This window comes from Herbidospora yilanensis (genome assembly GCF_001570565.1).
Taxonomy (GTDB): domain Bacteria; phylum Actinomycetota; class Actinomycetes; order Streptosporangiales; family Streptosporangiaceae; genus Herbidospora; species Herbidospora yilanensis.
Map to the genome: position 1 here is coordinate 128,977 of NZ_BBXE01000032.1, position 20,868 is coordinate 149,844.

16 protein-coding genes are annotated in these 20,868 nt (G+C 72.1%); 6 read left to right on the plus strand and 10 right to left on the minus strand.

The window, feature by feature from the left end:
- Window positions 1-14: 14 nt before the first annotated feature.
- From AW273_RS37470 to AW273_RS38120, 3 genes are all read right to left on the minus strand, one after another.
- On the minus strand, window positions 15-1,733 hold the full coding sequence (locus AW273_RS37470) for a PQQ-dependent sugar dehydrogenase (protein ID WP_063910098.1): 1,719 nt from the start codon (window positions 1,731-1,733) through the stop codon (window positions 15-17).
- Between the two features lie 358 nt (window positions 1,734-2,091).
- Entirely contained in the window at window positions 2,092-6,354 is a 4,263-nt protein-coding gene (locus tag AW273_RS25845; protein WP_157556144.1) for a cation-translocating P-type ATPase, read from the minus strand.
- Between the two features lie 319 nt (window positions 6,355-6,673).
- Entirely contained in the window at window positions 6,674-6,811 is a 138-nt protein-coding gene (locus AW273_RS38120) for a hypothetical protein (protein WP_198168355.1), read from the minus strand.
- 593 nt (window positions 6,812-7,404) lie between these two features.
- On the opposite strand from AW273_RS38120, the gene AW273_RS37475 reads away from it, so the two are divergent.
- The gene (locus AW273_RS37475; protein WP_062353227.1) at window positions 7,405-7,830 is read left to right on the plus strand and encodes a hypothetical protein; all 426 of its coding nucleotides are present in this window, start codon (window positions 7,405-7,407) and stop codon (window positions 7,828-7,830) included.
- Window positions 7,831-8,207: 377 nt separating this feature from the next.
- A complete protein-coding gene (locus AW273_RS25855) occupies window positions 8,208-8,618 on the plus strand; it encodes a RidA family protein (protein WP_062353231.1) in 411 nt (136 codons plus the stop codon).
- A 30-nt stretch (window positions 8,619-8,648) separates the two neighbouring features.
- On the opposite strand, the gene AW273_RS25860 is transcribed toward AW273_RS25855, so the two are convergent.
- Both AW273_RS25860 and AW273_RS25865 read right to left on the minus strand, forming a co-directional pair.
- Complete coding sequence (locus AW273_RS25860; protein ID WP_062353234.1) at window positions 8,649-9,323, minus strand: response regulator transcription factor; 675 nt, start codon at window positions 9,321-9,323, stop codon at window positions 8,649-8,651.
- The gene (locus AW273_RS25865) at window positions 9,320-10,432 is read right to left on the minus strand and encodes a sensor histidine kinase (protein WP_062353237.1); all 1,113 of its coding nucleotides are present in this window, start codon (window positions 10,430-10,432) and stop codon (window positions 9,320-9,322) included. The genes AW273_RS25860 and AW273_RS25865 overlap by 4 nt, the downstream gene beginning before the upstream one ends.
- 132 nt (window positions 10,433-10,564) lie before the next feature.
- Between AW273_RS25865 and AW273_RS25870 the strand changes: the two genes are divergently transcribed.
- On the plus strand, window positions 10,565-11,773 hold the full coding sequence (locus AW273_RS25870; RefSeq protein ID WP_062353240.1) for an alpha/beta hydrolase family protein: 1,209 nt from the start codon (window positions 10,565-10,567) through the stop codon (window positions 11,771-11,773).
- A 212-nt stretch (window positions 11,774-11,985) separates the two neighbouring features.
- Here AW273_RS25870 and AW273_RS25875 read toward each other — a convergent pair whose 3' ends face one another.
- From AW273_RS25875 to AW273_RS25885, 3 genes are all read right to left on the minus strand, one after another.
- Window positions 11,986-12,714 (minus strand): helix-turn-helix domain-containing protein, encoded by a 729-nt coding sequence (locus tag AW273_RS25875; protein WP_062353243.1) that lies wholly within the window; start codon window positions 12,712-12,714, stop codon window positions 11,986-11,988.
- 15 nt (window positions 12,715-12,729) lie between these two features.
- Entirely contained in the window at window positions 12,730-13,644 is a 915-nt protein-coding gene (locus AW273_RS25880; RefSeq protein WP_062353246.1) for a CPBP family intramembrane glutamic endopeptidase, read from the minus strand.
- Between the two features lie 131 nt (window positions 13,645-13,775).
- Entirely contained in the window at window positions 13,776-14,345 is a 570-nt protein-coding gene (locus AW273_RS25885; RefSeq protein WP_062353248.1) for a hypothetical protein, read from the minus strand.
- A gap of 122 nt (window positions 14,346-14,467) precedes the next feature.
- On the opposite strand from AW273_RS25885, the gene AW273_RS25890 reads away from it, so the two are divergent.
- The 3 genes from AW273_RS25890 (at window position 14,468) to AW273_RS25900 (ending at window position 19,557) form a co-directional block, all read left to right on the plus strand.
- Entirely contained in the window at window positions 14,468-16,492 is a 2,025-nt protein-coding gene (locus tag AW273_RS25890; protein ID WP_062353250.1) for a sensor histidine kinase, read from the plus strand.
- A complete protein-coding gene (locus tag AW273_RS25895) occupies window positions 16,489-17,136 on the plus strand; it encodes a response regulator transcription factor (protein WP_198168356.1) in 648 nt (215 codons plus the stop codon). Before AW273_RS25890 ends, AW273_RS25895 begins: the two co-directional genes overlap by 4 nt.
- A gap of 180 nt (window positions 17,137-17,316) precedes the next feature.
- The gene (locus AW273_RS25900; RefSeq protein WP_157556146.1) at window positions 17,317-19,557 is read left to right on the plus strand and encodes a fibronectin type III domain-containing protein; all 2,241 of its coding nucleotides are present in this window, start codon (window positions 17,317-17,319) and stop codon (window positions 19,555-19,557) included.
- A 16-nt stretch (window positions 19,558-19,573) separates the two neighbouring features.
- Here the strand turns inward: AW273_RS25900 and AW273_RS25905 are convergent, their stop codons facing one another.
- Window positions 19,574-20,341, minus strand: coding sequence for a hypothetical protein (locus AW273_RS25905; protein ID WP_062353255.1), 768 nt, complete (start codon window positions 20,339-20,341; stop codon window positions 19,574-19,576).
- Window positions 20,338-20,865 (minus strand): RNA polymerase sigma factor, encoded by a 528-nt coding sequence (locus tag AW273_RS25910; protein ID WP_062353258.1) that lies wholly within the window; start codon window positions 20,863-20,865, stop codon window positions 20,338-20,340. The genes AW273_RS25905 and AW273_RS25910 overlap by 4 nt, the downstream gene beginning before the upstream one ends.
- Between the last annotated feature and the right edge of the window lie 3 nt (window positions 20,866-20,868).

The following is a 20,868-nucleotide window of genomic DNA, read 5'->3' on the forward strand; positions in this document are numbered from 1 at the left end:
CCGTAGCCGAGGCGTTACCTGGCCGTGCAGGTGATGGGCGACGGAGCCGCGACAGTGCCGCCGGACCAGCCGATCGCGAATGGCACCGTCACCGAACTGCCCGGCGGCAGTACGGCGTTCTGGGTGACGGTCACCGTGGCTCCCGGCAGGTTGTAGCCGTTCAACTGCAGGTAGGTCAGCCCGTTGGGAACCTTGAAGCTGACGGTCCACGAGGTGATGGGCGACGTTCCCGTGTTGCGCACCGTGAGTTCGCCCCAGGAGGCCGTCGTCCACTGGAGAAAGAACCGGATCGTCGCTTCGCAGGAACGCGTACCCGCGGACGGCGACGGACTGGGCGACGGCGACGGCGAGGGGCTGGGTGAGGGCGAGGGACTGGGTGAGGGTGAGGGGCTGGGCGTTGGTGAAGGGCACGGTGATGGGCTAGGCGAGGGCGGTGGGCTGGGTGACGGCGAAGGGCTGGGCGACGGCGACGGCGAGGGACTAGGTGAGGGCGAGGGACTGGGTGACGGCGAGGGACTGGGCGACGGCGAAGGGCTGGGCGACGGTGACGGTGACGGCGAAGGGGTGAACGCAGGAGAGGGGCACGGCGAGGGGCCGCCCGGCGACGGGCCGGCCGACGGGGAGACCCCCGGGCCGGACGGTGAGGGCGACGGGCCGGATGGGCCGACGGGCGGGATCCGGATGATCAAGTCGTCGCCGGGGCCCGCCGTCCCCCTGCCGTCGCGGTTGCTCGTCGCCACCCAGAGCCAGCCGTCCGGACCGACCGCCACGGTGCGCAGCCGGCCCAGCTGTTCTTGCAGCTCGGCAACCGGAGTGCCCACCCTGTTGCCGCCGCTGACCGGCACCGTCCACAGGCGCTTACCGGCGAGGGCCGCGGCGAAGAGCGTGTTGTTGGCGTACGCCAGGCCGCTGGGGGACGCCTCGGTATCGCTCCAGGTCACCAGGGGGTTCGTGTAGCTCGGGCTGCTGCACATGCCCTCGCAGGCGGGCCAGCCGTAGTTGTGACCCGGCCGGATGTAGTTGATCTCGTCTGTGGAGTTCTGGCCGAATTCGGTGGCGTACAGCCGGCCGGCCTCGTCCCAGGCGAGCCCCTGAACATTGCTGTGGCCGTAGCTGTAGACCGGTGAGCCGGAGAACGGGTTGCCCGAGGGGACCGCGCCGTCGCGGGTGACGCGCAGGATCTTGCCGCCGAGGTTCGTACTCTGGGCGTACGCGGGGTAGCCCGCGTCGCCCGTGGCCACGTACAGCATGCCGTCGGGGCCGAACGCGATGCGCCCGCCGTTGCGCGACTGGCCCCGGGGGATGCCGGCGAGGATCACCTGCTGGCTCGACGGAGCGCCGAGCCGGAACCGGACCACCCGGTTGTCGGAGGCGGAGCTGATGTACGCGTAGACAAACTGGTCCTGCGCGAACGTGGGAGAGAGCACGATGCCGAGCAGGCCCCCCTCACCTCCGGGGTACACGTTCGGGACCGTGGCCACCTGGACGGGCGAGGAGCCGGGACGCACCCGCGCGATGGTCGCGGTGTCGCGTTCGGAGACGAGCGCGCTGCCGTCGGGGAGGAAGGCCATGCCCCAGGGCACCCGCAGCCCCACAGTGGCCACCTGTGCCCGGGAGAAGTCGAACCCGCCCGTCACCGCGCCCGCGGCGGCAGGCTGGGTCACGACGAGCGCCGTGGCGGCGATCACGGCGCAAAGGACGATGGAGAGTGCCGAGGACGGATGCTTGGGCATCGCACGCTCCGGGGCGGGAGGGGGCTACCGGCTCATCCCCATCGAAAGCGCCGACGGCGTCCGGGGCAATCGTCGGGCGCGTGCCCGCTCGCCGATCTGCGCGTATACCGCCCGCCGCGCCCCCGGGACGGGAAACTTTCACGACCGGGCGCAAGGCACCATGGGTCGGCGGCACCCTGCCGCAGCCGGCACCGTCGAGTGGCCGGGCGCGGTGATCATCTGGGTGATCGAGTTCATCTCGCAGGTCAGCGCGCCATCGCGGGATACGCGTCGAGAGGCCCCGCGGCCGTCGCCGGGGAGGCGCACGGCGCCTACTTCGGCCTGGCCCGGCTGGGGGACGGCATCGAGACGCCGATCGTCAGCCGGAGGTGAGAGCGGCGGACCGCAGTTCGCCGAGCGGGGCGCCGCTCTGCCGGGTACGCGACAGCAGCAGGCCGACGGCGGTGGCGGCCGCGGCGCAGCCGATGGCGATCACCCATCCCTTGGGACCGAGCGGACGGCAGCCGAACACGTTGCTCACGCCCGGGATGGAGACGATCAGCCCGAGGGCGGCCAGCGAGACGGCGGCCGCCGCCAGGACGGTGCGGTCGCCGCGGCTGACCGCCATCGTCTGCATCAGCTGCGCCGACACCAGCGAGACGAGGGCGACGGTGCTGATGTTCCACCGTGGGCCGGTCAGGCCGTCGATCAGCGCGGCGGTGGTGGCGGCCGCGGCGGTGACGCCCGCGCGGAGCATGATGTCGCGGCCCAGCAGCTTGCCCAGGGACGCCTCGGGCCCCTCGGCGAGCAACTGCTCGGCAGTGGTCCCGGCCGGGGGCCGTACCGCCACCGCCATCGCGGGCAGCATGTCGGTGAGTAGGTTGACCAGCAACAACTGGCGGGCGTTGAGGGTGGCCGCGCCGCCCAGCGTACCGGCGGCGCCGACGGTGTAGGCGACCTCGCCGAGGTTGCCGCCGAGCAGGATGGCCAGGGCGTCGCGTACCGAGGTCCACATGGCGCGGCCCTCGGCGATCGCGTCGGTGATGGTCTCGATCCGGTCGTCGGTGAGCACCACGTCGGCCGCGCCGCGGGCGGCCGGGGTCGCCTCGGCGCCGAGTGCGATGCCCACGTCGGCGAGTCGGATGGCCGGGGCGTCGTTGGCGCCGTCGCCGGTGACCGCCACCACCCGGCCGCCGTCGCGGAACGCCTTGACGATGCGCACCTTGTGGGCGGGGGTGACCCGGGCGAACACCGCGACCCTCGGCAGCACCTCCGCCAGTGCCTGGTCGTCCATGGCGTCGAGTTCGGCGCCGGTCACGATCCGCCCGCTGTTGAGGATGTTGAGCTCGGCCGCGATCGCCTCGGCGGTGCTGGGATGGTCCCCGGTGATGATGACGGGCCATACCCCGGCCTGCTGCAGGCGGGCCACCCCGGGGGCGGCGGTCGCCCGGACCGGATCGGCCAGGCCCAGCACCCCGAGCAGGGTCAGCCCGTCGACGCGTGCCTCGTCCAGGTCGCGGCGGTCGGACGCGGGGCGCTCGGCGACCGCGAGCACCCGGTAGCCCTGACGCGCGAGCCGGTCCACCCTCTGGTAGACCTCCGCACGCGTCTTCTCGTCGAGCGGGACCTCCGTGCCGTCGATCAGCCAGCGCGCGCACCGCTCCAGCACGATCTCGGGTGCGCCCTTCACACTCAGCACCTGCCCGTCGGGTACCCGGCCGAGGGTGGCGTGGTAGCCGCGTCCGGGCTCGAACGGCATCTCATCGACCAGTCGCCAGGCGCCGTTGTCGGCGGCGGTGCCGATCCCGGCGCGCGCCGCGCCGTCCACCACCGCCCGGTCGGTCGGGTGCGGCAGCACGTCGCCGGCCGCCGGGCAGGCGCGTACGGCGGTGACCAGCACGCGGCGCAGCTCCGGGGTGAGCCGGGTGATCGGCTCATGGACCCGCCCGTCGCCGACCTGGCGCAGCCGGATGCGTCCCTCGGTGAGAGTGCCGGTCTTGTCGAAGCAGAGCACGTCCACCCGGCCCAGCGTCTCGATCGTGCCGGGGTTGCGCACCAGCACCCCGCGCTTGGACAGGCGTTTCGCCGACGCCAGTTCGGCCGCCGTGGCGACGAACGGCAGTCCTTCGGGCACGGCGGCCACCGCCAGGCTCACCGCCTGCCCGAGCGACGCGCCGACCGGACGACCGCGCAGCAGGTCCAGCAGGATCAGCACGCCTCCGGCGCCGACCGACAACGGCAGAACGAGACGGGTGAGCTCGCGCAGCCGGGCTTCCACGCCCCCGACCGGCGGACCGTCCGCGGCCGTCCGGGCGCTGCGTCCGGCCTCGGTCGCCGCCCCGGTGGCCACGACCACGCAGACCCCGGATCCGGCCGCGACGACCGTCCCCTGGTACACCATGGAATGCCGGTCGGCCACGGCTTCGGCGGCCACCGGCTGGGCGGTCTTGGGCACCGGCAGCGACTCCCCGGTGAGGGAGGACTCGTCGACCTCCAGGTTGTCGGCCTCGATCAGCCGGCAGTCGGCCGGTACGGCGTCGCCCGCCGCCAGCTCGATCACGTCCCCGGGGACCAGTTGGTCCGCGGCCGTCTCCCGCACCTGGCCCGCGCGGCGTAGTCGTGCCCGTATGGCGGTGGTGGTCAGCAGATCGTGGAGCGCGCGGTCGGCGCCCTGCCGCTGCACACCGCCGATCAGCGCGTTCATCCCGAGCACGCCGCCGATGAGCGCGGCGTCGGCCGCCGAGCCCACCAGGGCCGAGACGGCCGCGCCGGCTGCCAGGATCGGAGTGAGCGGATTGGCCAGTTCCTCGATGAACACCCTCAACAGCCGTGGAGAGCCGTCGGCGGAAGGGGCGACGACCCGGCGGCGTTCGGCCTCGCCGTCGGGCAGCCCGTCGGGGGTCGTGGTCAATCGGTTGAGCACGGCCCGTACCGGCATGGCGTGCCAGGCGGTGGCGTCATACGGGATCGGCGCGGGACGGCGGAGCACCGACCGGGCCGCCCAGACACCCGCCCCGGCGGCGATCACCGCCGCCAGGTTGACCGACACGAAGGCGGTGCGTACGCCCTGGGGCACCGCCACGGCCAGCAGTGCCGCGCAGGACGAGCCGGCGAACGCGAGCTGCGCACTGCGCCTGCTGTTCTGCCGGGCCGCGCCGATCGCGCCGAGCAGCAGCACCGCCCCGGACAGGTCGCAGCTCACATCGGCGGTCCACCGTTTGCGCTCCGCCGAGCCGATGCCGACGCCGAAATCCGCGGCGGCCAGCGCCGCTCTGCCGGAGGCGGAGGCGACCGCCACGCCATGCCCCTCGGCCTGCAGCGCGCGCACCTCCGCGGCGAGCCGTCTGCCGCCCGCGACGGTGCCGGTCACGCCGAGGCGCTCCCCCGCGTCCGGGGGTCCGCCGGCCAGCAGGACGGTCCCCGCCGATTCGGCCGCCTCGATCAGCGGCCTGGCCAGGGGATGCAGCTCGGCGATCATAATCACCTGGGCGACGGGGCGCCCGTCCCGGGTGACCGTGAGCGTACCGTCGCCCGTGGGGCTCGGCTCGATGGCCCAGGCCGCCTGCTCGCGCCGTTGCCATGGATCGGCCGGATCGACCAGTTCGTGGACGATCGCGTGCGCCTCCGCGGGATCCTCGTTCGAGCCGAGTTCGCCGGTCACGTCGACGTGGTGGATCGTCCAGCGCCCGGTCAGCAGCGCGTCGGCGTCGATGACCACGGTGTCGATCCGGTCCATGCGGCGCAGCGCCCGCGGGTCGAACACCAGCACGTCACGCTCGGCCAGGCCCCGGCCGAGTTCGGCGCCGAAGGCCTCCCGGCCCAGCCGCGCGGCCTTCGGCGCGGCCGCCACCAGGAGGGCCTGGTCACGCTCCGGAGTGCGGGCGAGGATGGCGGTCAGCCCGTACGCCCCCACCGCGACCGGAATGGCCTGGTCGCAGTAGCGCTCGATCGGACCCGGCGGAAGCGGAGCCGGCCGGCTGAGCCGCTCGCACGGCGCGGATCGGTGCGTGGCCGTGCCGGTGGCGGCCCTGGCCCAGGCGTGGTTGTGGGCACGGGACTCGGCCAGCAGCAGACCGGCGGAGGCGGTGTCGATCAACTGGCCCACCGGGCGGAACGACAGCACGTTGGCGATCGTGGTCGAAATCCCGAAGAGGGCGTCAGTGGCGGGCTCCCCGAGCCGCCGCTCCACCACGCTCCGCAGCCACGGGTAGGAGTCGGCCAGGGTGACCAGCATCGCCACGACCGGGGGTAGCCCGCGTACTCCCGCCAGTCGGCCGGCCGCCGACATGCCCAGCCCGGCCAGCCGTACCCCGAATCCGAGCATCACCGTCGGCACGTCCGGCAGTGTCACCGCGCTGGCGTACGGCGTGCCGTCCAGATCGTGCTTGCGCTCCACCGCCTCGACCAACGCGACCAGTGTGTCTTCGTCGAGTGCCTCACCCGCTATGAACACGTATCCCAGAGCCCGGTTGACCTCGGTCCGCGTCACCCCGTCGGTCGCCATGAGGTCCTGTTCGAGGGCGTCGGCCGCGGCCTCCTTGCCGGACAGGTGAAGTCCCCGTACTTCGACGCACAGGCCATTCGCTCCGGCCCGCCAGCTACGCCGCCCGCGCCGCCAACTCGGGGCGACCGGGGAATCCACCCTCGCGTCAGCCCTGTCCGCCTCGCACCGGACCAGCTCGGGAACCGGCAGGCATCTAAGCATTCCGGTGGCCAAAGCCAGTATCCGCCCGTACATGCCGCGATCCCCCAAGGCGCCAGTATCTTCGTACGGGGGGATAATTCAGGCTCTGATGCTAGGGCATGCGAGGCGCTCTACCTCGCGGATCATCCGGAGTTAGCACAATAATGACACTGGTCACCCATGCCCTTGAAGCGGACATCGTGTCCGGGTGAGGGATGGGAACTCGCGACAGTGCCACGTGGGCACCCGGCCAATCGCCATCTGAGCGGGGGCGGCTTCAGGCGGTCGCGAATCCCTGCCGCGTGGAGAACCGCCGCGTGGCGGTCTGGATCACAACCTGTACCAGGTGGGCGACGAGCGCCTCGATCGCGAAGACCGCCGCCTTGGCGAGCATCGAACCAAGGAAACCGGACATTGGGTACCTCCAGCGACAAAAAGTGTTATTTCTTCCTACAGTCCACCTTCAAGGACATGGGCGTCATACCGCTGTCCGTTCAATGAACTTCTGATGACCTCTTGGTCGGCCGGCCCGCCGGGCCGGTAGCCGAACAGTCGGCCAGAGGTGGCGTCTGGAGTCTAGATGTCCCAGGTGGATGCCCAGTCCGCGGGAAACCTTCGCACGCTCGGCGCCCGACGCGGCACTGTCGGTGACCAGGTCGACCGGGCCGCGCTCCGCCGGCCCGGCGAAGGGGAACCCGGCGGGCGGACGATCTCCCCGATGTCGCCGCCGAGCACGAGGCCCGCCTTCCTCAACAGTTCGAGGCTTGCCCGGGTCACTGGAACCCGACATTTCGGCATATACGACCTCAAGAGTTACCGCTGCATGCTTCCCTCCGGCCCAGGCGGGAACGACGCGAAGTCGAGGTTCCCGAACCGCCGCAGAGCGGGACGCCGTGAGTACGGCGATCCTCGCAGCGGTTGGTCGAACGGGTTACCCCGCAAGTGCTCTCCGTCACGACGACGGGAGGGTGCTGAGGCGATGGGGAATCGATGGGGAAAGAGAGGGCTATGACTGTCACCGAAACCAAGAACCGGCCTGTGAAGGGGCCTACCGAAAAGACCTCGGTGGCGGAGGAGCAGGACGACATGCTCAGGCTCGACCTGCCGATGGTCAGCCTTCAGGTGCACCAGCCGCACATGCATCTTCCGCACCTGGACAAGGAGGAGGCAGGTCACGCCATGCGGCGGGCCGTGAGGTCGAGGTCGGTGGAGCAGGTCGTCTACTACGGCGGACTGGGCGCGCTGGCCGCTGTCGGTGTGATCGAATGGCCGATCGCGGCCGCGATCGGGGTTGGCACGCTGATCGCGGCACGGGCCAAAGCCGCCGCCAAGAGGGATAAGCCAGCCGAGAAGCCGGCAACGCCGGCAAGGGTGCGGGCACCGCGGGTCGCCGCGTCGAAGGAAGGCCCGAGGCGCGCCCGCAGACAGGCTTGACCACTGCCGGAGACACGAGCGAAACGATCAGGCCGCCTTCGCGCGGCCTGATCGCCCGTTCATCTACCGTGCTCACGATCCCAGGGCTGAGACTCCGAAACTGCCGCGACGCTCGGCGCGAGCGACGCACGCAGTACGCACGGGCGCTCTACCCGGCTAGAAGAATCGCCGCCACGCAACCCACCACGACGGGGGACGCGTCCTGGCCACCGGGAGGCATGCGCTCTCCTCCCCCACCACAAGAAGGACTCAAACCGCGCCGAACCGGCTGAACGGCAGGCTCGGCGACAATGCTCCCAGGCCGGATAACCTGTGGCGTAACGAAAGATCCTTTGACATCGTGGCCCCGTTCTTGCCTGATTCGAAGGGGAACGACCATGGGCCGTGCAGTTACGTTGATCCGTTCGTCCTCCTTGTCCGACATCGCCGAGTACGCCTACGCGGCCACGGCACCTGCCGGATCTCGCCTGATCTTCCTTGCCGGGGCCTGCCCGCTGAACACGGACGGATCCACGGCGGCGGTTGGAGACTACGCAGGTCAGGCGGCGAAGGCTCTCGAGAACATGCAGACCGCCCTGACCGACTCCGGTGCATCCCTGCATGACATCATCAGCACCAGGGTTCTCGTGGCGTCCAGCAGGCAGCAGGACCTGGGGACCGTCTGGAAGGTGGTCCGGGCCTTCTTCGGCGATCACGACGTTCCCAGCACGTTGATGGGCGTCACAGTGCTGGGTTATGAAGACCAGCTCGTGGAGATCGAAGCCATCGCCGCTGTGCTCGACTCCTGAGGTGACCCGGCCCTTCGCCGACGTCCTCGGTCAGGCCTCCGGCGGGTCGGCGGCGGGGCGGACGAGGCCGCTCTCGTAGGCGAAGACCACCACCTGGGCGCGGTCACGCAGGCCGAGCTTGACCAGGACGCGGCTCAGGTGCGTCTTGACCGTCGCCTCGGCCAGCCGCAACGCCGCGGCGACCTCGGCGTTGGACAGGCCGCGCGCCACCTGCGCCAGCACGTCGTGCTCGCGTGCGGTCAGCCGTGCCAGCCGGTCGTCGCGCAGGGCAGGCGGCGGCGTCATCTGCGGCGCGAAGCGCTCCAGCACGCGGCGGGTGACCCTCGGCGACAGCGCGGCCTCCCCCGCCGCGACCGCGCGGATCGCGCTCAGCAGTTCCTCCGGCCGGGCGTTCTTCGGCAGGAACCCGGCCGCTCCGGCCTTCAGCGCGGCGAAGGCGTACTCGTCCAGGTCGAAGGTGGTCAGGACGAGCACGGGCGAGCGCGGGCTGTCGCGCACGATCCGGCGGGTGGCCTCGATGCCGTCCATGCCGGGCATGCGCACGTCCATCAGCACCACGTCCGGGCGCAATCGCCGCGCGAGCAGGGCCGCCCGCTCGCCGTCGGCCGCCTCGCCCGCCACCTCCATGTCCGGCTCGGCGTCGAAGACCATGCGGAAGGCCATCCGCAGCAGCGACTCGTCGTCGGCGACCAGCAGCCGGATCATCGCGGCGCTCCGAGGTCCAGCACGGCCAGCACCCGCCATCCGCCGCCCGTCACCGGCCCGGCGTCCAGAGTGCCGCCGTAGGCGGCCACCCGTTCGCGCATGCCGGTGATCCCGCGCCCGTCGCGGGTCCCCGACGCCGGGGTGCCGAGGACGTCGGTCACCTCGACCTCGGCCCGGCCCGGTGACACGTCGATCCGCACCTCGGCGCGGGCCCCGGGCGCGTGCCGCAGCGTGTTGGTCAGCGCCTCCTGGACCAGCCGGTAGATCGTGAGCTGGGCGGCGGCGGGCACCGCGCCGGTGTCGCCGGTCGTCCGGACGCGCGTCGTCAGGCCGGTCGCGCGCATGCGCTCGGCCAGCGGGCCGAGTTCGGCTATTCCGGGGGCGGGCTGAAGCAGCTCGTCCGAGACGGCGTCGGACGGGTTCAGGGCGCGGCGCATGTCCTCCAGGGCCTGGCGTCCGGTCGCGGCGATGTGCTCCAGCGCCACGGCGGCCTGGCCGGGCGCGCTGTGGCGGACGTGGCCGGCGCTGTCGGCCAGCGCGACCATGACCGAGAGGTTGTGGGTGACGATGTCGTGCATGTCGCGGGTCATCCGCGCGCGTTCCCCGGCGACGGCCAGCCGGGCCCGCTGCTCGCGGTCGCGCTCCAGGGAGGTCACGTACGCCCGCCGTGCCCGCGTCCACAGACCGGCCATGAGGGCGGCGGCGGCCATCGCGGTCAGCGCGGCCACCGTGAAGGGGAACCGGCCCGGCGGTGCCCAGCGGGCGGCGGCCAGCAGCACCCCGGCCTCCAGGGCGAGCGCCGCGAACAGGGTGTGCCGCCACGGGCGGTGCGCGGCGACCGTGTACAGGGCCACCAGCAGGGAGGCGTCGGCGGGCAGTTGCACGTCCAGCCCCCACTGGACGGCGGCGGCGACGCCGATCGCGCCCAGGACCGCCATCGGGGCGCGCCGTCTCCAGGCGAGCGGGGCCACCAGCGCCGTCTGGAGCGCGAGCAGCCACGGGGGGCCGGACGGCACCTGGCCGGGTCCGAGCGTGGTCAGGAACAGCGCGGCGGCCAGGAGCGCGTCCGCGGGGACTGCCGACCCTCGGAGACGGTCGCCTGCTTTCATGCGATTCACCCTAATTGGCGTGCGGGTTCGCTCCCGCTCCTCCGCGAGGACGACCGTCATCCGAAAGTCGCACGCGCGGACGCGACCTCCGCCGCTCGTCCGTGGGCAGGCCGGGCTGCCAGCCTCATTCGCATGTCCTTCATCACGAATGTCGCAGGGGTGGCCGTGCTGGCTCTGGCGGTCTCGCTGACCCCGGTTTCCCCGCCCGCCGCCTCGGCCGACGCCGGGACGCCGATCGGCGTGCGCCTGCCCGCGCCCGGCGGCCGATATCCGGTCGGGACCGTGGCCCTGCGGCTGGTCGACCGCTCGCGGCCCGATCCGCTGGTGGCGGCCCGGCCGTACCGGGAGCTGATGGTCAGCCTGTGGTACCCGGCGAGCGGCGGCGGGCCGGTCGCGCCGCACATGGCGCCGCTGGCCGCCGCCGACTGGGATCGCCGTTCGGCGCCGCCCCTGGGCGTGCCCAAGGGCGCGGTCGACTGGGCCGGCACCCGCACCCATGCCCGGGTGGGCGCGCCGGTCGAGCGGCGTGCGGGCCGGCTGCCGGTGGTGCTGTTCGGCTCGGGCGACGGCGGGCCACGCACGCTGGGCACCGCCCTGGTCGAGGACCTGGCCTCGCGCGGCTACCTGGTCGTCACCGTCGACCACACCTACGAGGCCGACCAGGTGGAGTTCCCCGGCCGCCGCCTCGTGCGCGCCCTGCCGCTGCCCACGAAGCTGACGCCCAAGGTCATCGAGAAGCTGCTGGCCGAACACTCGCGGGCCCGCCTGGCCGACCTGCGCCACGTCCTGGACCAGGTCACCACCCTGGCCCAGGGCCGCCCGATCGGCGGCGGGCTGCCCCGGGGCATGCTCGGCGCGCCGGACGTCTCGCGGGTGGGGGTGCTGGGCCAGTCGCTGGGCGGGTCGGTCGCCGCCCAGTTGTCCCGAGACGACGCCCGTGTGGACGCGGGCGTCAACCTCGACGGCGCCTACGTCGGCCCCGTGGCCACCCGTGGCGTGACCAAGCCGTTCCTGCAACTGGCGGCGGAAACCCAGACACGGGACGGCGAGCCGAGCTGGAAGTCGTTCTGGCGGGCCTCGACCGGCTGGAAGCGGGAGCTGCGCTTCACGGGCGCGGCCCACGGCTCGTTCACCGACCTGCAACCACTGCTGCCGCAGATCGCGGCCAAGCTGCCCACGGTGCCGCTCGCGGACTTCGTGGGCACGATCGATCCGGGCCGTTCGGTGGCGGCCCAGCGCGCCTACGTCGGGGCCTTCTTCGACCTGCACCTGCGCGGCCGGCCGACCCGCCTGTTCGACGGCCCCGACGCCCGCTTCCCCGAGGTCGCCCTCATCCCCTGACCGGGGTGGCCTCCGTTAAGCCCGCCGGGTAGGGCCGCATGAGGCGATCGAGTCGCGGCCGGATGTCTACGGCGCCGGTCGCGGCCGCCGGTGCGGTGAGCGTCGACAGTGCACGATCTCTTCCCGTGGCAGGTCCATGCGGCCGATCCGAAGAAGCCGATCTTGTGGCTCATCCGTCGGCCTTGGGGGGATCCGGCACGCAGCGGTGGCCCCTACGCGACCGGTTTCCCCCGGGACACCGCGCTGATCATCTGTGCCCGGCGCAGCACGTCGAGCTGGGCGCGGTTGTAGAGGGCTTCGAGAGCGTGGCCGAGGGCGGCTCGGGCCTGCCGCGGCGCGGAGGCCTTGAGTTCCAGCGTGACCGGGTGATCGGAAGTCGCTCCGTCGATGAACGGTGCGAGCTGCTCGGCGAGGGCCTGCCGTGTGGTGTCGTCGGCGTCCTCGGGCAGGTCGCGGAACTCCTCGTCGAGTGCGACGTTGGGGCGCGCCTCCAGGGTCCGGCGTACGGCGTCCATCGACTCATCGGAGAACAGCTGGGCGTAGATCATGAGGAGCGCGCGATCGTTGCCGCGCAGGTGCTCCGCGACGCCGCTGAACGCGGTCGGCACGTCCGTCGCCGCGCCCGGCTCGGACAGCGTGGCCAGCACCCTCCGGATGTGCTGGAGTCGCTCCACCGTCGCCTCCAGTTCGGCGTCGATGGTCCGGAAGATCGAGGCCTGACCTTCGGCGCCGGTCTCCATCGCGGCGATCTGCGTGAGCGGCACGCCCAGCCCGGTCAGTCGTCTGATCTGCAGAAGCCGCGTCAGGTGGCGGACCTCGTATCGTTTGTATCCATTGGGTTCGCGGTCGGGCTCGTCGAGCAGGCCGATCTCGTGGTAGTAGCGCACCGTCTTCACCGTGGTCTCCGCGAGCTCGGCCAGCTCACGGGTGCTCCAGGTCATGGGTTGCTCGCCTCCTCACGCGGTTCGGCGGGTCCGGCGACGCCGCTCGCGCAGCCGGACCAGGACGACCATGCCGACGTTGACGGCGGCGAGGATCAGCAGGGACGCGTCACCGGTGTCGGTGGATCGATCGAGAGGGAACGCCTCGCCGTCCGCCATCAGTGTATTCACGGTCGTCGCCAGCACGTTGTTGGCGACGTGGAAGGCGACGGGCGCCTCGACGCCCCGGCTGATGATCGCCATGAGCCCGGCGCAGATGCCGAACACCAGGTAGTAGCCGAACAACCAGGGGTCGGTCGACCCGTGCATCACGGCGAAGGCCAGGCCGGCGACCACGAGCCCGACGACCAGAGCCGGGCGGACCGCGCGCACCCACGATGCGGCGGCGGGCAGCACGGCGCTGCGGAACATCAGCTCCTCACCGGCGGCCTGGATCGGAGTGGTCAAGAAGACGAGCACCAGCATGGCGATCGTCGTGGCGCTCACACCGAAGGCGGTCCAGCCCGGCGCGTCGGGGGCGACCAGGGCCACGACACCGATCCCGGTGCCCACCAGCAGCGCCGCGCCGAGAAGATACTCCGTCAACCGGCGGGGGTCGAACGCCCGCGGCGCGCTGATCAGACTGCGCCACGGCACCTTCGCCATCCACACCAGGAGCACGATCGCCAGCACACCCGCCGCGCCCACGCTCACGTTGACCGCGAGGAACTTCAACGGCGTGAAGGTGGCCGCCAGCGGATCGTCGCTGCCCTCGATGACGCCGACGAGCTGGTAGAACACGATCTGCATGACCAGCATCGCCAGCGACGGAACGATGACGACCACGAGCGCCTTCCACCAGCTCATGCGCAGGTGCGCGCCGAACGGCCGGGAGCCCTCCCGCGTCAGGGGCCTCGATGCCGCGGCTTGCGCGCGACTCCTCGCATCCATGGGCACGGTCCTCTCAGGTTCGAATCGGCTGCCGCGCTCAAGAGCGAACACCATGCCCTTGGGGCACACTCAAGTCGTCACCAGAGGCTCACCACTGGCAGCCAAGCCATCCCGGCTGACGGCGTCACGGCCTAAGGGAGTCGGTGGGGCTGGGCGGCGACGAGGACGCCCAGCGCTCCGAAGGTGCCGATCAGCCAGATGCCGCTGACGATCGTGCTGACGGTGTCGCCGCCGACGATCGAGGCGGCCATCGTGACCGGGAACCACATCCCCGCCAGCAGCGGCAGCCAGCGCAGCGCCCCGTCGAGCCGCTTCCCGGCCGCCATCACGATGCCGAGCACCAGCAGGAGCAACTGGCTGAGCGGCCAGCTCGCGTCGAGGATCGCCAGCCAGAGCGGGAAGTCCTCGTGCCTGGCGTAGCCGAAGGACAGGGCGTTCAGCAGGAACGCGCAGGGCAGCGTGACCATCAGCGCGTACGGGACGAAGCGCGCCACCCCGTCGCCCGCGAGGCGTTTCTTCGACACCGTCAGGATCCAGGCGAAGACGCCGACGACGAAGAGCATGCCGGTGACCGTGTCGAGGGTCTGGATGCCCTGGTAGATGTCGTCGCCGACGATGAACGTGCCGATCGCCCACGCGGTGGCGCCGAGAGTGAGCAGCAGGCCCGACGTGCGGACCGGTGTGGTGAGGGTGGTTTCCATGGAGGCCACCGTCCCGACCGGGCGTCCCGGGCGCCCAGGGAGCGGAGACCGGAGAGATGTCCCGTTCTTGCCGGGACGCCGGTCCCTGCCGGGCGGATCCGGAGGTGTGCCACGCTGTCCGGATGTTGTCCTCCGTCTCGCGTTCCACCGTCGCCGCGCTCGCGATCGCGGCGTTCTGCCTGATCGCGGCCGTGCCGACGACGTGGGCCGAGATCGAGACGGGGACCGTGACCCGGCCGGGGCCGATCTCGTTCTCGCCGTGGTCGTCGACCGTGCCGGCGGTGGCGCTGGCGCTCGCGGGGGCGGTGCTGGCGCTGCGGCTGCCGCGCCACGCGATGACGTGGATCCTGCTCGGGGGCGGGCTGGTCGGCGCGCTCAACGGGCTGGGGGCGGCGTGGGCGGCCTATTCGCTGACCCGCCACGGCGGGGCGCTGCCGCTGACCGCGCCGGCCTTCTACGCGGGGGCGCGGCTGGGGCCGTTGATGAACCTGCTGCCACCGCTGATCCTGCTGTTCTTCCCCGACGGGAGGCTGCCGTCGGCCCGCTGGCGGCGTCCGGCGTGGCTGAGCCTGGGCGGGACCGGGCTCGCGGTGCTGGTATTCCTGACCGTCCCGTGGCATGTCGTCGAGCCGGGCGGCCCGTGGCCCGGTCTCGATCCGCCGCTGGTCAGCCTGCCCGACGACGTGTGGCGGTCGCTGTTCGGGCTCGCGCCGGTGCTGATCGTGGTGACGCTGGTGCCGGCGCTGGCGGCGTTCGCCGTCCGGTTCGGGGGTGCGGGCCGTGAGCGGCGGGCGCAGTTGCGGTGGATGCTGCTGGCCGGGCTGCTCAACGTGGTGCTGCTGGCCGCTCCCCTGGTGGCCGGCTGGCTGCCCGCCGACGTGGTGTTCGTGGCGGGGACCGTCGCGCTGGCGGCGGCGGTGCTGATCGCGGTCGGCCGCTACCGGCTCTACGACATCGACCCGGTCCTCGGCTGGACGCTGGTCTACGGCGCGCTGGCCGCCGCCGTCGTCGTCGTCGACGTGGCGGTCTTCGCGGGCATGAGCGCGCTGGTCGAGGAGCCGATGGCGGCCGTCCTGGCGGCGGGCGTGGTGGCCGTGCTCTACGCGCCGCTGCGGTCGTGGATCCAGAAGCGCGTCGGCGGCCTGCTGCGCGGCGAGCCCTACGACGTGGTGTCGGCGCTGGCCCGCCGCCTGGAGGAGAGCGCGGGCCCGGAGGAGCTGCTGCTCGCGGTCGCCTCGGCGGTCGCGTCGGCGTTCCGGTCTCCTTATGTACGGGTCGAGCTCGACCGCTCCGGCGGCGGAGTGATGGCCGTCGAACACGGCGCCAGGCGTGACGAGGGGGTGGTCGTGTTGCCGTTCGCCTACCGCGACGTGGAGATCGGCCGGCTGACCCTGGTCCCCCGGGCCGGGACCCGGCTGGCCGAGGCCGACCAGCGGCTGCTCGCCGACGTGGTGCGACAGGCGGCGGCGGCCGTGCGCGCCACCGCGCTCACCGAGGAGTTGCAGCAGAGCCGCGAACGCCTGGTCGGCGGGGTCGAGGAGGAGCGCAGGCGGCTGCGCCGCGACCTCCACGACGGTCTCGGCCCGACGCTGGCGGCGGCGGCGCTGAAGGTCGAGGCGGCCGGGAACCTGATGGAGCGCGACCCGGCGCTGGCCCGCGAGGCGCTGGGCCAGGTGCGCGGCGACCTGTCGACGGTCCTGGCCGACGTGCGCAGGCTGGTCCACGACCTGCGCCCGCCGGCGCTCGACCAGTTCGGCCTCGCGGGAGCCCTCCGCCACGCGGCCGAACGGTTCGGCGATGGGTCGCTGTCGATCGTGGTCACGACGGCGGGAGACCTGACCGGGCTGCCGGCGGCGGCCGAGGTGGCGGCCTACCGGATCGGCTGCGAGGCGATGGTGAACGTGACCCGCCACGCGCGGGCGGGCCGCTGCGACGTGCGGCTGATCGCGACCGGCGGCACACTTGAGGTGGAGATCGTCGACGACGGGCGCGGCCTGGGCCGCGCGGGACAGACGGGGGACGTGACGGGAGTGGGCCTGCTGGCCATGCGCGAACGCGCCGAGGAACTGGGCGGCCGGTGCACGATCACCGCCGGCGCCGCCGGGACGCGGGTCCACGCGGTCCTGCCGCTGGCGGTGCCCGCGTGACCCGGGTGCTGGTCGCCGACGACCATCCCGTCTACCGCGACGGGCTGCGCATGCTGCTCGCCTCGACCGGCGAGGTCGACGTGGTCGCCACCGCCGCCGACGGCAGGGAGGCGGTCGAGAAGGCCCTCGGCCTGCGCCCGGAGGTGGTCGTGATGGACCTCGGCATGCCCGTCATGGACGGCGTGACGGCGACGCAGCGGATCGTCGCGGAGACCTCCGAGATCGGCGTGCTGGTGCTGACGATGCACGACGACGACGAGACCGTGTTCGCCGCGATGCGCGCGGGAGCCCGGGGCTACCTGGTCAAGGGCGCCGACCAGACCGAGATCCTGCGCGCCATCAAGGCGGTCGCGAGCGGCGAGGTCATCTTCGGCCCCGCGCTGGCCTCACGGGTGACCCGGTTCTTCGCCCGCCTGCCGGTCGTCCCCGAGTCGGAGCCGTTCCCGCAGCTCACCACCCGCGAGCGGGAGGTGCTCGAACTGATCGCGGCCGGGTTGTCGAACCGGCAGATCGCCGAGCGCCTGTTCCTGGCCCCCAAGACGGTCCGCAACAACGTGTCGAACGTGTTCGCCAAACTCCGGGTCGCCGACCGGGCGCAGGCCATCGTCCAGGCCAGGGAGGCGGGTCTGGGCCGTCAGCCGTAGGTGCCGGGGGCGGCTCGACCGCCACGGCAGTGCGGGTTCACCGAGCCGACCAGTGGGTTGCAACCGAGGTCCAAGACACCCGGACGAGGCGCAACCAAGACCCAAGACGCATCAGAAACGATCTTCGAGTCAGGGGCGGGGTTCCGCTCCGCCCCGCCCACGGCCCGAGGAGGAGCCTCTGTGCGGCGCTTAACGAGGACGGTCCTGTCCTTCGCCCTGATACTCGCCCCCCTGGTGGTGACCGGCGGCACGCCCGCCGCCGCCGACCCCGGCTGCAGGGAAGGCGACACCCGCCCGATCTGCACCGGTGACCCGGAGGAGCCGGGGTCCCACGACCCCGTCGGCGGTCTCTCCGCGGTGATCCGCCAGCTCAACGGGATCCAGGTCGTCGGTACCGCCTACGACCCCAGCGACCCCACCGCGGTGGTCACGGTCGACATCTCCGTCGACGGCACCGATGTCGGCAGTGTGACGGCCAACCAGAACCGGTCGCAGAAGTTCGACGGCCTCGTCCCGCCTCGGGCCGGCGGCCAGGTCTGCGCCACGGTGCGCAACATCGGCGCAGGGGCGCACAAGAAGGTGGGCTGCGTCACCAAGACGATCAAGGTCGATCCGTTCGGGGCTTGGGAGTCGGTGACCCGCGAGGGTGACAAGCTGCGGGTGAAGGGCTGGGTCATCGACCCCGACTCCACTGCCCCGGTGCAGATCGACGTGTACGACACCACCAAGTTCCTGGGCTCGATCACGGCCGACACGCCGCGAACCGATGTCGGGGACGACAACTCCGGCTACGGGAACCACCACGGGTTCGACGCCCTGGTGCCGGCGGATCCGGCCGACGGGGAGCACCGGGTCTGCCTGGTCTTCATCAACAAGGGTCCGGGCGCCCACGTCGACAGCGGGTGCAAGCCCTATTCGGTGCGGCACCTGCCGTGGGGTTCGCTGGACGAGTCGATCCGTACCGGTGTGGATCTGCGGGTCGTCGGGTGGGTCGTCGACGACGACGCCAAGACGAGCCCGGTGACGGTCGACGTCGTCGCCGACGGGAAGGTCGTGCACACCGCCGTCGCGAACCAGTATCGCGAGGAGGTCGGCCGTGACCTGCCCGAATACGGCTACCACCACGGCTTCGACTTCGTCGTGCCCAAGGGCGGCGTGTTCGACACCGGCCGGCGGACCGTGTGTGTCAGAGCCCGTAACCTGGCCGCCGGGACGGTCGCCGACAGGGAACTCGGCTGCCGGGACTACATGATCGCAGCTCCCGTGACCAGCGAACCGCAGTGGGTCAAGCAGGACGTCACGACGTCCACCGCGACGTTCTGGTGGAAGCCGGTCGGGAACGCCGAGGGATACAGGTACGCCGTGCGGGAAGCCACCTCCGAGCAGTGGGTGGAGGCCGGTTCGGAGATGGCGGCCGAGTCGCCGTCCAAGCAGTTCACCGGCCTGAAGCAGGCGACGGTCTACTGCTTCCGCGTCACCGCGTACAACCACCGCCCCAGTCAGACCGAAACCACGTGGTGCTCGAAGACGAAGGACGTCAACCTGCCCGGCGCGACCGACATGAGGATCGTCGCCCAGACGGACACGTCCATCACCTGGCAGTGGACGGACAACACCGACCGCGAAGAGCTCTACAAGCTCTACCGCATACGGGTCGGCGGCCACGGCGAGGTGCCCGAGCACACCGAGATCCCCGCGAGCCCGGGGCGGGGCGGCACCATGACCCACACCTTCTCCGGCCTCAGGCCCGGCATCAAGTATCTGTTCCGCGTGACGCCCTACCACCCCGACCACGTGGAGTCCGGAACCTACGCCGAGGCCACGGCGGGCAACATCGAGCCCGAGATCGAGTCCTTCACCACCAACTATCGCGTGATCGACATCTGCGATCCCAGAGACGTCGAGGTCACCTGGAAGGTCACCGGCGCCACCAAACTCGAGATCAAGCAGAACGGCGTGGTGCTGAAGACCCTCACCCAGCAGAACACCGACCTGTGGGAAGGCACGCTCGCCGTCGGGACCAACGACGGCCACGTCGCCTACACGCTGGTCGCCCACGGCCTCACCGGCTCGCCGGACACCGAGACGAGGCAGATCACCCGGAACGCGCCCTTCAAGGCGGCCAGCAAGGTCATCGTGACCAACACCGGCGACCGGATGCTCGTCGCCCGGCTCTTCGACCGGTTCAGCAACCCGGTGAAGGACCTGGGCACCATCGCGCCGGGCCAGGTCTGGTCGCATGACCCGGCCCGCTGCGAGATCGGCGACATCAGGATCTTCCGGGTGTACCCCGTCCCGAGCCCCAGCCCCAGCCCCAGCCCGACCGAGCCTCCGACGCCGCCAAGGGTCGAACTGGCCTGGACCACCGGCTTCATCATCGGCCACGACAACGCCGAGGCCATCGGCGGCCAGGCCAACTGATCCGTCGCCAGGGCTTTCAGCACCTGCCGCCGGTGTTCACCGGGCCGACGTCCTGGGGCACGTCCCTGGTCGGCCCGGCCAGCAGCAGCGCCGTGTCGGCCGCCCACATGACGCCGTCGTGGACGAACCAGTCGTCCTCGGCGGCGCCACCGGCGGCCGACACGTTCGGCACACCCTTCCCGGCCAGCAGCGCCTTCACCTCGGCGAAGCGCAGGCCGCGGAAGTCGACGCAGTGCAGCGGCTCACCGGGTGCGTCGATCTGGCCGGGCATGGCGTACCGCTCTCCGGCGGCGGCCTCCCGGCCGAGCCGGATGTCGATCTCGCCCGGATGGCCGACTTTGATGCGCAGGCCGACGATGCAGTCGGTGAGCACGCAGTCGCCCTCCTTCGACAGGAAGCCGACCGCGTCCGCGGCGTCCGGGCCGCCGACCGGGACCGCGGTGCCGACCAGGCTCGGCGCGGCGGGCACGAACCGCAGGTCGATGTCCAGGCCGACGCCACGCAGCAGGTTCCGGTACGTCTCCGGGTCGGCGGTCAGGTCGTTGACGGTGACGACATAGGAGTCACCGTCGCGCCGGATGTCGAGCGCCGCCGCCGAACTCGGCCACGCCGCCCAGGTGACGGCCGCGGCGGTGACGGCCGCGAGCGGCACGGCCACCCGGACCCGGCGGCGCTTCGGCGCGGGCAGTCTCTTCACCTCCTCCAGCAGGGCCAGGGCGCCCGGGGTGACCGGGGCGTCGCCAGGCGCCGGGTTGATGTGGGACACCATCTCGTCGATGTTCATGGGCGTCCTTTCGCGAGGGATGCGGCGCGGGAGCCGTAGCGGGACAGATCGAGGTCGGCCGCGGCGAGCAGCCGGGCGAGGCGTTTGCGCGCCCGGTGGAGGCGCACCCGGGCCACGCCCTGCGGGCAGCCGAGCACCGTCGCGATCTCGGCGGTGGTCAGCCCCTCCCACCCGGCCAGCGACAACACCTCGCGGTCGAGGTCGCTGAGCCGGGCGAAGGCCGCGCGCACGGCCGCCGTGTCACCGTCGGGTTCGGTGCGCGGTCGCGTCGCCAGTTCGCCGCGCAGCCGTTCGGCCAGCGCGGTGTGCCGGTCGTCGGCCCGCCGCTGGTTGGCCAGCACCCGCCGGGCCACGCCGAACAACCACAGGCGGGCTTCGGCGGGAATCGCGTCGCGTTTGCGCCACGCGGTGGCGAAGGTCTCCGCGATCGCGTCGGCGGCGTCGTCGGGTAACGCCGTACGGCGTCGGATGTAGCCCATCACCGCCGGGTAATGGGCCAGATAGAACTCGTCGAATGCCGTCACAAC